14 protein-coding genes are annotated in these 13,506 nt (G+C 59.3%); 3 read left to right on the top strand and 11 right to left on the bottom strand.

Annotated features, from left to right (window positions below; translation table 11 throughout):
- Positions 1 to 164: 164 nt before the first annotated feature.
- Positions 165 to 578: a helix-turn-helix domain-containing protein gene (locus tag ACSQ2W_RS26705; protein ID WP_436089182.1), complete on the bottom strand. Its 414-nt coding sequence runs from the start codon at positions 576 to 578 to the stop codon at positions 165 to 167.
- Positions 579 to 736: 158 nt separating this feature from the next.
- On the opposite strand from ACSQ2W_RS26705, the gene ACSQ2W_RS26710 reads away from it, so the two are divergent.
- Positions 737 to 958: a helix-turn-helix domain-containing protein gene (locus tag ACSQ2W_RS26710; protein WP_436089183.1), complete on the top strand. Its 222-nt coding sequence runs from the start codon at positions 737 to 739 to the stop codon at positions 956 to 958.
- 59 nt (positions 959 to 1,017) lie between these two features.
- Here the strand turns inward: ACSQ2W_RS26710 and ACSQ2W_RS26715 are convergent, their stop codons facing one another.
- From ACSQ2W_RS26715 to ACSQ2W_RS26750, 8 genes are all read right to left on the bottom strand, one after another.
- Positions 1,018 to 1,866 carry a carbon-nitrogen hydrolase family protein gene (locus ACSQ2W_RS26715; protein WP_436089184.1) on the bottom strand — a complete coding sequence of 283 codons (849 nt, stop codon included), beginning with the start codon at positions 1,864 to 1,866 and terminating at the stop codon, positions 1,018 to 1,020.
- On the bottom strand, positions 1,863 to 2,516 hold the full coding sequence (locus tag ACSQ2W_RS26720) for an RraA family protein (protein ID WP_436089185.1): 654 nt from the start codon (positions 2,514 to 2,516) through the stop codon (positions 1,863 to 1,865). Before ACSQ2W_RS26720 ends, ACSQ2W_RS26715 begins: the two co-directional genes overlap by 4 nt.
- A 35-nt stretch (positions 2,517 to 2,551) precedes the next feature.
- Positions 2,552 to 3,418 (bottom strand): TauD/TfdA dioxygenase family protein, encoded by an 867-nt coding sequence (locus tag ACSQ2W_RS26725; RefSeq protein WP_436089186.1) that lies wholly within the window; start codon positions 3,416 to 3,418, stop codon positions 2,552 to 2,554.
- Between the two features lie 115 nt (positions 3,419 to 3,533).
- Positions 3,534 to 4,619: an ABC transporter ATP-binding protein gene (locus ACSQ2W_RS26730; RefSeq protein ID WP_436089187.1), complete on the bottom strand. Its 1,086-nt coding sequence runs from the start codon at positions 4,617 to 4,619 to the stop codon at positions 3,534 to 3,536.
- Positions 4,616 to 5,419 (bottom strand): ABC transporter permease, encoded by an 804-nt coding sequence (locus ACSQ2W_RS26735; protein WP_436089188.1) that lies wholly within the window; start codon positions 5,417 to 5,419, stop codon positions 4,616 to 4,618. The genes ACSQ2W_RS26730 and ACSQ2W_RS26735 overlap by 4 nt, the downstream gene beginning before the upstream one ends.
- Positions 5,416 to 6,306 carry an ABC transporter permease gene (locus tag ACSQ2W_RS26740; RefSeq protein WP_436089189.1) on the bottom strand — a complete coding sequence of 297 codons (891 nt, stop codon included), beginning with the start codon at positions 6,304 to 6,306 and terminating at the stop codon, positions 5,416 to 5,418. The genes ACSQ2W_RS26735 and ACSQ2W_RS26740 overlap by 4 nt, the downstream gene beginning before the upstream one ends.
- A gap of 12 nt (positions 6,307 to 6,318) precedes the next feature.
- On the bottom strand, positions 6,319 to 7,365 hold the full coding sequence (locus tag ACSQ2W_RS26745; RefSeq protein ID WP_436089190.1) for an ABC transporter substrate-binding protein: 1,047 nt from the start codon (positions 7,363 to 7,365) through the stop codon (positions 6,319 to 6,321).
- A gap of 116 nt (positions 7,366 to 7,481) precedes the next feature.
- Complete coding sequence (locus tag ACSQ2W_RS26750) at positions 7,482 to 7,694, bottom strand: helix-turn-helix domain-containing protein (protein WP_113002530.1); 213 nt, start codon at positions 7,692 to 7,694, stop codon at positions 7,482 to 7,484.
- Positions 7,695 to 7,829: 135 nt separating this feature from the next.
- Between ACSQ2W_RS26750 and ACSQ2W_RS26755 the strand changes: the two genes are divergently transcribed.
- Positions 7,830 to 8,717 carry a LysR family transcriptional regulator gene (locus tag ACSQ2W_RS26755; protein ID WP_436089191.1) on the top strand — a complete coding sequence of 296 codons (888 nt, stop codon included), beginning with the start codon at positions 7,830 to 7,832 and terminating at the stop codon, positions 8,715 to 8,717.
- Between the two features lie 98 nt (positions 8,718 to 8,815).
- On the opposite strand, the gene tkt is transcribed toward ACSQ2W_RS26755, so the two are convergent.
- Together tkt and tal are read right to left on the bottom strand one after the other, a co-directional pair.
- Entirely contained in the window at positions 8,816 to 10,798 is a 1,983-nt protein-coding gene (tkt, locus tag ACSQ2W_RS26760; RefSeq protein ID WP_436089192.1) for a transketolase, read from the bottom strand.
- A gap of 184 nt (positions 10,799 to 10,982) precedes the next feature.
- Positions 10,983 to 11,948: a transaldolase gene (tal, locus tag ACSQ2W_RS26765; RefSeq protein WP_436089193.1), complete on the bottom strand. Its 966-nt coding sequence runs from the start codon at positions 11,946 to 11,948 to the stop codon at positions 10,983 to 10,985.
- A gap of 395 nt (positions 11,949 to 12,343) precedes the next feature.
- On the opposite strand from tal, the gene ACSQ2W_RS26770 reads away from it, so the two are divergent.
- Positions 12,344 to 13,324: a sugar-binding transcriptional regulator gene (locus ACSQ2W_RS26770; protein ID WP_436089213.1), complete on the top strand. Its 981-nt coding sequence runs from the start codon at positions 12,344 to 12,346 to the stop codon at positions 13,322 to 13,324.
- Positions 13,325 to 13,506 lie beyond the last annotated feature (182 nt).

Consider the following 13,506-nt stretch of genomic DNA (forward strand, 5'->3'; position numbering starts at 1 on the left):
GCCATTGAGCGCTCGCCAAATCTTAGCTTTTGCAGGCGACACGCGGGATGAAGGTTTCGCAAAGCTTCGGTATCGCCTGTGAAGCGTAGGACACGCGCAGGATAAATCTGGGTAAACAAATGTGCGGTGGATCGGTTCGCGCAAATCCGACGGCGAGACCGGGCCTAGGGCAAGTCTCTGGCTTTGGAAACAGCGACGATCAGCGCAACGACCCTTCGTCGGATTTTCGCGTCGGCAATCTGTTTGAACGCACGGTTAAGCTCGATGCATTCGGGAGTGCCCAACCAGGCCAGGATCGCTGTATCGATCGAGGCTGTCGACTCGGTGACGCTGCGGGTCGAACTTGCGGATGTCTCAAACAGCGACGAGATCGGGACATGAAGCTTCTTCGCGATCTGTTGTAGACGGCTTGACCCGACACGCGAAAGCCCAACTTCATATTTCTGCACCTGCTGCGCGGTGACGCCGAGGGAATGTGCAAGTTCGGGCTGGCTCATTCCCAGCCTTCGCCGGTGCTCCCGAATTCTGCCGCCGATGGCAAGGTCAATGACGTTTGGTTTTCGTACAGCCAGTTTCATGCCTTCCAATTGCTGGATGTCAATTGTGAGATCGTTGACCGTTTGCCGCCCGACGCAGCCGCTACGCGCATTTGACCTCAGCCGTGTGACAGCCAGTCCGCGGCAATTACATACTATAGTTGATAAACTTAAATTCTGCAGGCTGGCATCAGTGGCGCATGGACATGCGCAAATTGGTCGGACGGAACTTTGCGCGCCTGCGTCGGGAAAAGGGATTGACGCAGGAGGATGTCTCGGCGCGCGCTGGCTTCAGCCAGCAATATTTGAGTGGTCTCGAGCGGGGCAAACGCAACCCGAGCATCGTGACGCTCTACGAACTTGCGCAGGCGCTCGGCGTCGACCACATGGACCTTGTGCGGCCGGATGTCCCGACACCATGAACCCACCTGTGACGTGCGGTGTCGTGAATTTCGTGTGCCAAGGCCTCCCAGTGTCCGGGTTATGTGGCGATGCGGACGTCAACGCCCGATAAATCCAGGCGGTGGTCCCGCATCGGGATCCACTGGCAAACCTCCTTCAAACGCGAAGCATCCAGTGTCGCGCTGATAACCGTGACATTGCCAGCAGCCCGCGCGATAACGTCACCCCATGGATCACAGACCAGGGAGTGTCCGAAGGTTCGCCGCACTTCCCCTCCGGGCGCCGGATACGAGCCGCATTGGCCGCAGGCGGCGAGATAGGCCTGAAATTCGATCGCCCTGGCGCGGCACAACACCTCCCAGTGATCCTTTCCCGTCTGCTCGGTGAATGCTGCCGGAAGGATGAAGAGATCGACGCCTTCAGCTGAAAGCCGATTGAAGAGCCCTGAAAATCTGAGGTCGTAGCAGATGGCGCAGGCAATGCGGAATCCATTGATCTCATAGATCAGCAGCTGATCGCCGGGCGCGACTGTTGCGGACTCCGCGTAGACCTTGCCATCCGGTGAGGTGATGTCGAACAGGTGGATCTTGCGGTAGACGCCCACCTGCCGGCCAGAGGAATCGAAAACCACTGTCGTGTTGTGGATCCGCTCAAAACCCGGACTTTTCTCAAGCAGGCTGCCAGCATGCACCCAGACCCGGTGTTTTGCGGCAAAGGCCTGGACCAAGGCATAGGCCTCACCACCCGGAACATGGTCGGCAGCAAGGCGTTTGTCCTCAGCCGTTCCGCCAGTCCAGTCGAAATGCTCTGGCAGCACAATGAGATCAGGATGCTCGCGAGCAACCGCCTGTTCCATCAAGTTCTGGGCGGCTTTGAGGTTGCAAGCCCGATCAGGCTGCGAATTCATTTGGATGAGCGCTATCTTCACGGGCAGGGTTCCTTCTGAAAGTCGAAGATTGAGCGGCCTGCGGACAGATGGGCGCGCAGAGCCGTGGACCGGCGCTGGCGTTCGATCGCCAGCATGGCAAGGTCCGCCATCCGCGTGGCGTCGGCGACAAAGACACCCTCGTTGTCGGCGAGGACGATGTAACCGGGCAAAACGGCGGTCGCGCCACAGGCGATCGGGACATTTACAGAGCCGCCGATCGGAAAGCTGCGGTTGGTGGTTTTCGACGAGCGTCCACGGCACCAGACCGGCAGGCCGATTGCGACGAGTTCATCGATGTCGGTGCAAGGTCCGTCGATGACGATCGCAGCAGCACCCTTCGCTTTTGCCGCCGTGGCCACACCGCCGCCGACGCAGGCAATGTCGTCCCGGTCAACGCGTGAAATCACCAGCACATCGCCAGGCAGCAGCAGGTCGATCGCCTTGTAGATCACGATGCCGTCGCGACCCGGTGCCGCGACGGTGAGGGCCGTTCCAACGGCCCGCGCTGGAAAGACAGGCCGGATGTCATCGCTGACGAACCCGAGATGCTCTATGTGACCGATGGTCGCCGTTTCCACATCGCAAAGCATATTCTGCAGAGCGATCGACGAGGACGGTGGGCGGTCATCAATGCGATAGATCGGCGTCATGTTGCCTGTCCTTCCGAAATCATAGGTAACGGGGTTCAGACGGGCCGTTCGCCCGCGGTCGTCGTGCGATGCATGATGCGGATCAGGGTCGGGTCGAACCCATCGCGCCGGTGCATGGTGCAGCGGTTGTCCCACATCATGATGTCGCCCTCGTCCCACCGCTGGATGAAGACTTCCTGTCCCTTCGTTGTATGCTGCCACAGCTCCAGGAGCAGATCTTCGCTCTCATCCAGCGGCAGGCCGACAATCCATGCGCCCTCGGTGGTGCCGCCGAGATAAAGGGCCTTGCGGCCTGTCTCCCCGTGGGTTCGCACCAGCGGATGAACAATGCCGCTCCACTCCCGAAAATCCTTGGCGTCGGGCACGCTCCTACCAAGACGCAGCTTGCCGGTTTTGTCATAGACGTTCTGGAAGAAGATCTGCCGCCCGTCGGTCATCTTTTTCAACGTATCCGGCAAGGTTTCGAAGGCGCTGTAGGTCGACAGGAAATAGGTATCGCCACCAGATGGCGGCACGGTCACCGCGCGCAGGATTGCACCTGCGGGCGGCCGTTCGTAAAACCATGTGTCCGTGTGCCATGTCGCCTCGCTGTTGCCCATTGCGCCGCTCGGCTTGCCGTCCTTCATGGCGTTGCTGATCACGAGGATTTCCGGATGGTCCGGATGGCCGCCTTCCTGCTTCTGTTTGGGGTGAATGACGAACTCGCCGAAATGGCGGGAGAATTCCACCTGTTGTGCATCGGTGATGCCGGCTTGTCTGAAACGCAGCACACCATATTGCAGCCAGAAACGGCGAAGCTCCTCGATGTCATGGGCGTCGTAAGAATGGAAATCGAAGCCTTCGATATCGGCGCAGACATTGCTTTGGTTCTGAACCGCCCGTAGTCTTTCCTTCATCAGCATTTCCTGTCTCCTTTGGTAGCCTTCCTCTAAGGCCATCATCACCCTAGAAGTGACCGCGGCGGGGTTTCCAATACCGATCGGCGTGCATTGATAGGGCTGAACGATGGATTGCGGTTCAGTCGGTGAGGACCTGCACGTCGTGCGGATCGATCCCGAGCGTGACGGTGCTTCCGGGCTCCGGCGGGCTGGAAGACCGGCCCGAGCGGACAAGAACGGTGAGGGCCAGCCCGTCTGCGATTTCGACCAACAGTTCTTGATGGGCGCCCAGGTTGACGATCCGCCGAACGACACCGTCGAGGCGGTTTTGCCGAGGTATCAATTCTTGGGCCCCATCCAGAAGCGCGATGGTCTCGGGGCGAATGCAACAGGATCGAACGGCCTGGGGACCTGTGAGGCACGCTGAGCGAAGGACAATCGGGCTTCGTTCGACGTTGAGGGTGAGAAACGCGGCTTCCCGAACGTTCTTGCTGACGGACAGGATATTGGATCGTCCGATGAAATCAGCGACGAAGCGCGTCGCCGGATTCCTGTAGATCGAATCCGGTTCTCCCTGCTGGGCGATGGCTCCCTGCCACATGACCACGATCCGATCGGACATGGCCATCGCTTCCTCCTGATCATGGGTGACATAAACGAAGGTCATACCCAGGTGTTCGTGAATTTCCTTAAGTTCGATGCGCATAGCTTCGCGCAGCTTCAGGTCAAGGTTGGAGAGCGGCTCATCGAGCAACAAGACCGTTGGCCGAGGAGCAATGGCGCGCGCCAGGGCAACCCGCTGCTGCTGGCCACCGGAAAGGGCCTTGGGGTAACGCCCACCCAGGCCATCGAGGCGAACGCTACGCAAAGCGGCCTCGACGGCCGGCCCGATTTCGGCCTTGGGCGTGCCGCGCATGCGAAGCCCAAAGCCGACATTTTCAGCCACAGTCATATGCGGAAATAACGCGTAATTCTGAAACACGAGGCCCAAATTGCGTCTTTCCGGGGGGACGCGCGTCTGGCTTTTTCCCCGAACGCGAATATCGCCACTACTCGGCGTATTGAATCCCGCGATCATGTTGAGCGTTGTCGTCTTGCCGCAGCCGGAGGGTCCAAGAATGCTGACGAATTCGCCGCGCGGAATCTGAAGGTTGAGGTCCTTGACCACTGGGAGGCCGGCAAAGGATTTGCTGACCGACACAAGTTCAATGTCGTAATTGTTCATTTGCTTCCACCATGCAGTTGGGCTGAGAAACCGCCGATTTTCTCGAACAGGAAAATGACCGCCAGGATGAAGATCATCGATGCGACGTTGACGGCCGCCATCACGGGATCGAGGCTGTATTCGAGGTAGTTGATCACCGCGATCGGCAGCGTCGTGTCGCCGGGACGAACGAGAAAGACGGACAAGGGGATGTTGTTGAAGGAGATGATGAAGGCGAAGGTGATGCCCGACAGGACACCGGGCTTGATCATCGGCAACACGATGTGCTGCAGCCTTTGACGCTTGGTGGCACCCAGGCTTTGGGCCGCGCGATCAAGATTTCCGTCGAAATTGGCAAGGGACGTCGCCGCCATGCGGGTCACGAAGGGCAGGGCGAGCACAACATGGGCGGCAATCAGAGCCGGTGTGCCAAGAATACCCTGCAGGCCGATGATCGACAGGAACAGCACGATCGCCACGCCCTTGACGATCTGCGGCACCGACAGTGGCGACAGGAGGCCCGCCATGATCGCCGTGGCACCCGGGATCCGCTCATAGACGATCGCGTAGGCAGCTAGAATTCCAAGCACACCGCTGATCGCCGCGACGAGGGTTGCGATCCTGACGCTCAGCAAAAACGGCTGCAGCCATCGATCGGTGAGCAAGGCGCCATACCAGTCAAGCGTCCATCCCCACGGAAGGAAGGTGACAGCGGAGGATGGGCTCAACGAGGCGGCGACCACGACCACAAGCGGCAGGGTGATGAACGCCAGGACCAGACCGACCGCGAGCCAGAAAAGAACTGCCAGAACTCTGTTCACGACCTTTCTCCTGTTCTTCGGGCGCTGCGGCGTGTCTCGTATCGGATGCCGAGGAACGAGACGGTGAGCATCATAACGAGAAGCGCGACTGCCATGACGGCGGCAAAGCGCCAGTCGATGTAGAAGAGCACTTGCTCGTAGATCATCGTCGCAAGCACCTTGAAGCGGGCGCCGCCGAGGAGCGCCGGCGTGGCATAGGCGCTTGCTGCCATCGTGAAGGAGATCAGCAGTGAGCTGACGATCCCCGGCACCGACAGCGGCAGGATGACGTGGCGAACGACGGAGAGCCGCGATGCGCCAAGCATCTGTGCTGCCCTCTCCAGATTGGGATCAATGCCCTGGATACTCGTCGTCAGGGACAGGATGCCGAACGGCAGGACGACATGGGTCAGACCGACAACGACGGCAAAAAGGTTCTTCGACAAGGGAAGCGGCGAGGCGATGAGACCGAGATTCATCAGCGCATCATTGATGAACCCTCGATCCTCAAGAATGATGAGCCAGCCGTAGGTGCGCAAAACGACGCCGGCAAGCTCCGGCGCCAGCGCCAGCGCAAAGACTACCGCCCGCCAGCGCGAGCGCGAGCGTGCCAGAAAGTAGGCAATCGGAGAGCCAAGAACCGTCACGCTCAGTGCGACGAGTATCGACATCATGGCGGTCCGATAAAGACCGGCAAGCGATAGACCGTCGGAGAAGAACCGCTGATAATGGGCAAACGTCGGGGCAAGAGTCTCACCGTCCGTGAAACTCATCCCGATCATGACGCCCATTGGCAGGGCAAAGAACACGGTCAGCATAAGACAGGAGGGTGCGAGAACCAGGTAGCCGGACGTCCTGGCGGGCGCCGCCGGCATTACTGCCGGCGCGGCAAGTGCAATGGTAGACATGGAACCGCCTTCTCACTTGGCCTGGGAAACGACATCGCGTTCCCAGCGCTCGCCCCATGCCCCGAGCTTGTCGGCAACACGCGCGAGATCCGGCAGCTTCAGGCTCTTTAGATCGGCCTCAGTGGTGATCTGACGCTTGCGAGCATCGTCGGGAATATCGATATCGATGCGGGCGCTTCCGACTTTGTAGCCGGTCACCCATGCTTCCTGGCTGGACTTTTCGAGGAAGAAGTCGATGAAGGCCATGGCGGCTTGCTTGTTCTCAGCACCAACAGGGACGTTCAGCGTCGCGATCAGCGGGATCGTACCCTCTTTTGGGCGGACATAGTCGACCGGAACTCCCTGATCGACGAGAAGCTGGGCACGCCCGTTCCAGAACGGCATCGCCCACACAGTCCCGTCCTTGATGTAGCTTTCGAGGATTGCCGAGGATTGTTCGAAGCCGATCGACTGGCGTGCAAGCTCAGCCATGGCGGTAAAACCGGGACCGACGTTTTCGATCATGTCGCCACCGCGGGCGACCGACATGATTTCAAGGAGAAAGACCGCCATGATGTTCTGGAACGTGGGCAGGATGATCTTGCCCTTGAGCTCGGGCGCTAGAAGCGACGACCAGGAGGTTGGAGGAGAGGTCAGCTTGTCGGTGCGGTAAAGCAGCGACATATACTGCACCTCATGGACGGCGCCGCAGGGACCGGCCACGTCCGAAAGCCTTGGCGAAAGTTTTACAAGGTTCGGGATCGCTGCGGCGTCCAGCTTCTCCAGAAGCCCTTCCTTACAGCCCTGCAGTGACTGCGAGGCGGTCATGATGACGATATCAAATCCGGGCTGGCCCTTGGTGGCCTTGATTTTCGCGTAGTCCTGGGCAGCTGATCCGACAGCGTCATAGACGACATCGATACCGGACTTCTCCTCGAAGGACTTGATAATCCGCTCCTCGATGATCGCCTCGTACGGCCCGCCATAGCTATTGACGATGAGAGTTTCGGCAAAGGCCGGCTCCGGTGCTCCGCCCAACGCAAGCACAAGACATAGAGGAAGGCAGCGATTCACATTCACGGCAGGGTCTCCCGGTTTCATTGTTCCCGGGAGGATGGTGATGGTTGACGGGAGACGGGTCTAATATGGATTGCCAGCCATTGTTAAACGTGGGCTATCAATGACCTACTGAGAAGTCAGTGCGATTTTTTAAGCAGGTCGGCAGCCTCCACACCAAGCACCGTCGAAAGCCGATCAACTACGTCTATGCTCGGGCTGTATATCGAGCGCTCAAGGGAGCTTATGTAGGTTCGGTCAAGGTCGGCGCGGTGAGCAAGTTCTTCTTGCGACAGTCCTTTCGACTGGCGAAGGCGCCGCAGATTTTTTGCAAATGTTTCGCGTATCTCCATACACGCCAGAGAAAGCGGTTGTAGAGTATTCAACCACGGAGTATTCTCTACATTCGCTCCGTCGAGACGTCTTGGTTGTCTGATGTCGACCTCTCTCGGATTCCCATAAAAGTGAGATAGATGGATCACTGGCATATGGAACTTCGTCAGCTCCACTATTTCGTCGCGGTCGCCGAAGAGCTCCATTTCGCGCGGGCGGCATCGAGAGTGCACATCGCGCAGCCTGCACTGAGCACGCAAATCCAGTCCCTCGAACGCGAGCTCGGTGTCCAGTTGCTGGTTCGCACGACACGAAGGGTCGAGCTGACCAGGGCAGGGGCCACCTTCTACGATCGATGCGTGCGCATCTTGAGCGACATAGATTTGAGCGCGGAGATCACCAGATCAGTCGCGGGCAAGACAGTGGCCAGAATCAGGATTGGAACAATATACCCCGCCACCGTCGGGTTGCTGCCGGCATTCCTTGCACGTATCGCCAGGAAGTATCCGGAGATCCAGCTGCATATTTCGAGCGGCACCACCGACGACATCATCCGTAACCTCGAAAGCGGACAAATCAATCTCGGCTTTATCCGGCCGGTGGAGAACATTGGGTCGCTTCGGTTCGTTTCCATTGCTCATGAGAACTATCTGCTGGCGGTAGAAAAAAGCAGTGTGCTCGCATCCCGAGAGGAGATCTGCGTCGAAGACCTGCGCGACCAGAAAATCATCTCGTTCTCACGGCAAAACCTCTCCTACACGGAGAGATATTTCGCCGAGAAGTTCGCCGAACATGATTTGACACGGAACATCGCTTACACGTGCGATGATACTTTTTCACTGGTTTCGTTGGTCTCGGCCGGGCTTGGGATCGGTTTTGCGCCGGAATGGACGGGGGGGCTTCCGAACCGCAATGTCGCGCTTCGGAAAGTACGGGGTGTCGACTTCCGGATCGGGCTGGGTATTGCTTGGAACTCAGAAGATCCGACGACATCACGCAACGACATTGTCGATATTGCGCGGTCGTTGGCTCGGCAGCGCTAAAGAGCCAAGCAGGTTCGGCATGCGGTTCAGGGCGGGCTACGGAGTTCTGCTGCGCGAAAATCGGGCGTCGGCGCGGCGTTGAACCGCGCCATTACCAATTAGGATAGCTTGGCCTCGGCGGCGGCGACGATCGCCTCTGCCGTGATGCCGAAATGCTTGAACAGATCCTTGGCCGGGCCGGATGCTCCAAAGGAGTGCATGCCGATGAAATCGCCATCCGAGCCGATGAAATAGTCCCAGCCCTGACGGACAGCCGCTTCGGCGGCGATCTTTACCGGCGCATTGCCGATGATGGCCTTGCGGTAATCGTCCGGCTGTTCCTGGAAAAGTTCGAAGCAGGGAACCGAGACGACGCGGGTGGCGACACCCTTGCCGTTCAGTTCGGCCGCTGCCTTGACGGCGAGCTCGACTTCCGAGCCTGATGCAAAGATTGAAACCTTGGCATTGTCGGCGGCAACCAGTTCATAAGCCCCCTTGGCGCAGAGGTTTTCAGCGTCGTACTTCAGGCGGGACGGCGCAAGGTTCTGACGGGTGAGCGCCAGACCGGACGGACGATGCGGCTCCTTGAGCGCCAGCTGCCAGCATTCGGCGGTTTCAACCGCGTCTGCCGGCCGGAACATCAGGAGGTTCGGAATGGCGCGCAGGGCGGCCATGTGCTCGATCGGCTCGTGCGTCGGGCCGTCTTCGCCGACGCCGATGGAATCGTGCGTCAGGACGTGGATGACCCGGATGCCCATCAGCGCCGCAAGGCGGATCGACGGACGGCAATAATCCGTGAAGATCATGAAGCCGCCGGAGTAGGGAATGACACCGCCGTGCAGCGCAATGCCGTTCATGGCGGCAGCCATGCCGTGTTCGCGGATACCCCAGTGCATGTAGCGGCCGGAGAAATCGGTCGGGGTGATCGATTTCATCTGGCTGGTCTTGGTATTGTTCGACGGCGTCAGGTCGGCCGAGCCGCCGAGCGTCTCGGGCAGTGTGCCGTTGATGACTTCAAGCGCATCTTCGGAAGCCTTGCGGGTCGCGACCGTCGGTGGCGCGTCGGCGATCTTCTTCTTGTAGGCGTCGATGGCGGCATCGAGGTTGCCGGGCAGTTCCCCGGCGAAGCGGCGGGTGAACTCGGACTTCTTGGCCGTTTCTGTCGCGTCCAGGCGGCCTTCCCACTCCCTGCGCGCGCCAACGGAACGTTTGCCGGCTGCACGCCATGCTTCGAGGATGTCGGCCGGGACGGTGAAGGCCTCGGCTTCCCAATCGAGCGCCCTGCGGGTTGCGGCAATTTCCTCGGCCCCGAGCGGGGAGCCGTGAACCTTATGCGTGCCGGCCTTGTTCGGCGCGCCGAAGCCGATGACGGTCTTGCAGGCGATGAAGGTCGGGCGATCGGACTTCTGTGCAGCCTCGATGGCGGCTGCGATCTCCTCCGGATTGTGGCCGTCGACGCGGATCGTGTTCCAGTGAACGGCCTTGAAGCGGGCGATCTGGTCGGTCGAATCCGAGAGCGAGACGGCGCCGTCGATGGTGATGTTGTTATTGTCCCAGAAGAGGATCAGCTTGTTGAGCTTCAGGTGGCCGGCAAGCGCGATCGCCTCGTGGCTGATGCCTTCCATCAGGCAGCCGTCGCCGCAGAGGACGTAGGTGTAATGGTTCTGCAGGTCGCTGCCGAACTCTTCGGCGAGCTTGCGCTCGGCGATCGCCATGCCGACGGCATTGGCAATGCCCTGGCCGAGCGGACCGGTGGTCGTTTCGATGCCCGAAGCATGGCCGTATTCCGGGTGGCCGGCGGTCTTCGAGCCGAGCTGGCGGAACAGCTTGAGGTCCTCCATCGTCATGTCTTCGTAGCCCGTCAGATGAAGCAGCGAATAGATCAGCATGGAGCCGTGGCCGGCCGACAGGACGAAGCGGTCGCGGTCTGCCCAGAGCGGGGCCTTCGGATCGAACTTCAGGTAACGGGAGAATAGAACCGTTGCCACATCGGCAGCGCCCATCGGCAGGCCCGGATGACCGGAGTTGGCCTTTTCGACGGCATCCATGGAAAGGAAACGGATCGCATTTGCCATCCGGTCGTGTTGTTTGCGAGAGATCATTGTAAGTGGCTTTCAGGAGAATTGGCGTTTGACCGGGAAGGCCGGTCAGTTGTCGTAGATTTCAAAGCTGCGCATAGAGAGTCTCATTGCCGGCGAGCACGCGCTATGGAGCCCCTGCTGGGACGTCGTTGCGACGCGTCCGCCAATGGCGCCGTGCCTTCCCGATCGTTTCGTGTTAAGAGCCTCAAGCGGCAGCGAGCTGCAATTCCTTCTGGACCATGGTGCGAAGCGCCGTCAGGTCCTTGCCGAAGGCACGGATGCCTTCGGCAAGTTTTTCGGTGGCCATCGCATCTTCGTTCATCATCCAGCGGAAGGTCTTCTCGTCGATTTCGATCTTCGGCTCGGCCTTCTTGGCGTCGGGCGAGAGCTTGCGGACAAGCGTGCCCTGGTCGTTGGCAAGCTCATCGAGCAGCGCCGGGCTGATAGTCAGGCGGTCGCAACCGGCCAGCGCTTCGATTTCGCCAACATTTCGAAATGAAGCGCCCATGACGATCGTCTTAATATCATGCGCCTTGTAGTAGTTGTAGATGTCGCGCACGGATTGAACACCCGGATCCTCTTCCGCAGTGTAATCCTTGCCGGTCGACTTCTTGTACCAGTCGAGGATGCGTCCGACGAAGGGCGAGATGAGGAAGGCCTTCGCGTCGGCGCAGGCAACAGCCTGGGCCTTGGAGAAGAGAAGCGTCAGGTTGCAGTCGATGCCTTCCTTCTGCAATATTTCTGCGGCGCGGATGCCTTCCCAGCTCGAGGCAAGCTTAATCAAGACGCGATCACGCTCGATGCCGCGCTCCTTGTAGGATGCTATGATGCCGCGCGCTTTGGCTATGGATGCGTCCGTGTCGAAGGAGAGGTCGGCATCGACTTCCGTCGATACCCGACCCGGCACCAGCTTCGACAACGCAGCGCCAACGGAAATGGCCAGACGATCGGCGACCGCTGCCGCAACCGTGTTGCTGCTTCCGCCCTGCTTCTTGCCCCAGGAGATGGCTTCCTTGATCGCATCGGCAAACATCGGCGTGCCGAGCGCCTTCAGAACAATAGTCGGATTGGTCGTGCAATCCACCGGCTTCAGGCGGGCAACGGCCTCGATGTCGCCGGTATCGGCGACGACTGTTGTTATGTCGCGGAGTTGGTCAAGCTTGGATGTCATTGTCAAATCCCCTGTAAAATCGAACTTAATCTTGAGCTGCTGACCGGTGGGCATTCCGTCGGCAACGCGGTAATCTACAAACTGACGACTTGCGTGCATCAGGCGAAGGCGCGCCTTCATCACGCAACGAAGGCAAACATGCACGCTGCTCGGGCGATGCCGCCTGTGGCTCAAAACCGGCTGCAACGTTTTGGGGTCCGCGAAGTTGTCCTCTTCGGGCAACAAGAACAGCTGTGTTGTGAGGTGACTATCGCCGCTTCACAACGCGAAAGTCAAGGACATTTGCGTATGTGAATTGACAAAAGTGTCATATCCGTCACCATCAACCAGAAACAAGGCAGTTGCCGACCTTGATCTTCTGGTGCAAGCAGGGTGAAATTGATACGGGACAAGACATGGTCAAGCTGAAGCGCGGCACACATACAGCTTACTCCGAAGCCTCGTCGCTGAGACTGCGTGCGGCATGGCTTTATTACAACCAGGGCCTTACTCAGAAGGATGTTGCTGAGCAACTGGGCATCAGTCGCACCACTGTCATCCGCTTGCTCGATGAGGCGATGAAGCGCAGCGAAGTACAGATCTGGATCAACGACTCGATCGGCGAATGCGTCGAGCTCTCGGTGAAGCTGGAACGCGCCTACGGTTTGGATGAAGCGATCGTCGTGCCAGCGCCCGTTAAGTGCGACGTCGATCGTCTGGCAAAGAGCGTCGGACTTGCCCTTGGTCAGTTTCTTTCCGAAGCAATCCCGGACGACTACACGATTGGCGTCGGCTGGGGCCGCACGATGACGGCGTCGCTGTCGAGCTTTCGCCCGCCGCGGCGCGACAATTGCAAGGTCGTCTCCCTGCTCGGGGGTATCGTCGCGGTCCACCAAACGAACCCCATCGACTATACGTGGCGGCTCGCAAATCAGCTTGGCGCCGAGTGCTACATGTTTCTGTCGCCGCTGCTCGTGGACTCGGTGGAGACCAAGCGCAACCTGATCGACAAATGCGGATTGGATACGATCTATCGTCTGGCGGAAGACCTCGATCTTGCGATCGTCAGCTGCGGCGACATCGGCCCGCACTCGACGTCACTCTCCGAAGGCTGGATCTCAAAGGCGGAATTGCAGCAGTTGATCGATGGGGGGTGCGTCTGCGACACGATGTTCAACTTCCTCGACAAGGACGGCAACAGCGTCGATCATTCGATCAACAGCCGCGTCATGTCTGTCGACCTGGATACCCTGAAGAATGCAAGGCACATCGTGCTTTCCTCGGGGGGCGCACATCGCGCCGTGGCGATCCGCGCCACGATAAAGCGCATAGGCTGCAACACGCTGATCACCGACGAAAGCGCTGCTTCGGCGCTGCTGGAAATGGCAGAGCGCTAAACTGGAGACCACAACAAGCGTAAGCGGCGTTTCGCCCCACCTTCGGGATCAATATCCAGTCGTTGACGTCGATCCTTGAAGAGCTTCGCCTTGGGCGGCATCTCGTTGGCCATGCAGGAGGCGCCGCATCGCGGCGCCACGAATGCAATACAAGCACTGAAGTCAAAACTTCACCGGGCATT

The sequence above is a fragment of the Pararhizobium sp. LjRoot255 genome, from assembly GCF_964252905.1.
Lineage (GTDB): Bacteria > Pseudomonadota > Alphaproteobacteria > Rhizobiales > Rhizobiaceae > Pararhizobium.

Excerpts from the sequence above, each read along its gene's own strand:
- ACSQ2W_RS26705 (WP_436089182.1), bottom strand. The coding sequence starts at position 578 with ATGAAACTGGCTGTACGAAAACCAAACGTCATTGACCTTGCCATCGGC.
- ACSQ2W_RS26710 (WP_436089183.1), top strand. The coding sequence starts at position 737 with ATGGACATGCGCAAATTGGTCGGACGGAACTTTGCGCGCCTGCGTCGG.
- ACSQ2W_RS26720 (WP_436089185.1), bottom strand. The coding sequence starts at position 2,516 with ATGACGCCGATCTATCGCATTGATGACCGCCCACCGTCCTCGTCGATC.
- ACSQ2W_RS26725 (WP_436089186.1), bottom strand. The coding sequence starts at position 3,418 with ATGCTGATGAAGGAAAGACTACGGGCGGTTCAGAACCAAAGCAATGTC.
- ACSQ2W_RS26730 (WP_436089187.1), bottom strand. The coding sequence starts at position 4,619 with ATGAACAATTACGACATTGAACTTGTGTCGGTCAGCAAATCCTTTGCC.
- ACSQ2W_RS26740 (WP_436089189.1), bottom strand. The coding sequence starts at position 6,306 with ATGTCTACCATTGCACTTGCCGCGCCGGCAGTAATGCCGGCGGCGCCC.
- ACSQ2W_RS26750 (WP_113002530.1), bottom strand. The coding sequence starts at position 7,694 with ATGGAGATACGCGAAACATTTGCAAAAAATCTGCGGCGCCTTCGCCAG.
- ACSQ2W_RS26755 (WP_436089191.1), top strand. The coding sequence starts at position 7,830 with ATGGAACTTCGTCAGCTCCACTATTTCGTCGCGGTCGCCGAAGAGCTC.
- tkt (WP_436089192.1), bottom strand. The coding sequence starts at position 10,798 with ATGATCTCTCGCAAACAACACGACCGGATGGCAAATGCGATCCGTTTC.
- tal (WP_436089193.1), bottom strand. The coding sequence starts at position 11,948 with ATGACATCCAAGCTTGACCAACTCCGCGACATAACAACAGTCGTCGCC.
- ACSQ2W_RS26770 (WP_436089213.1), top strand. The coding sequence starts at position 12,344 with ATGGTCAAGCTGAAGCGCGGCACACATACAGCTTACTCCGAAGCCTCG.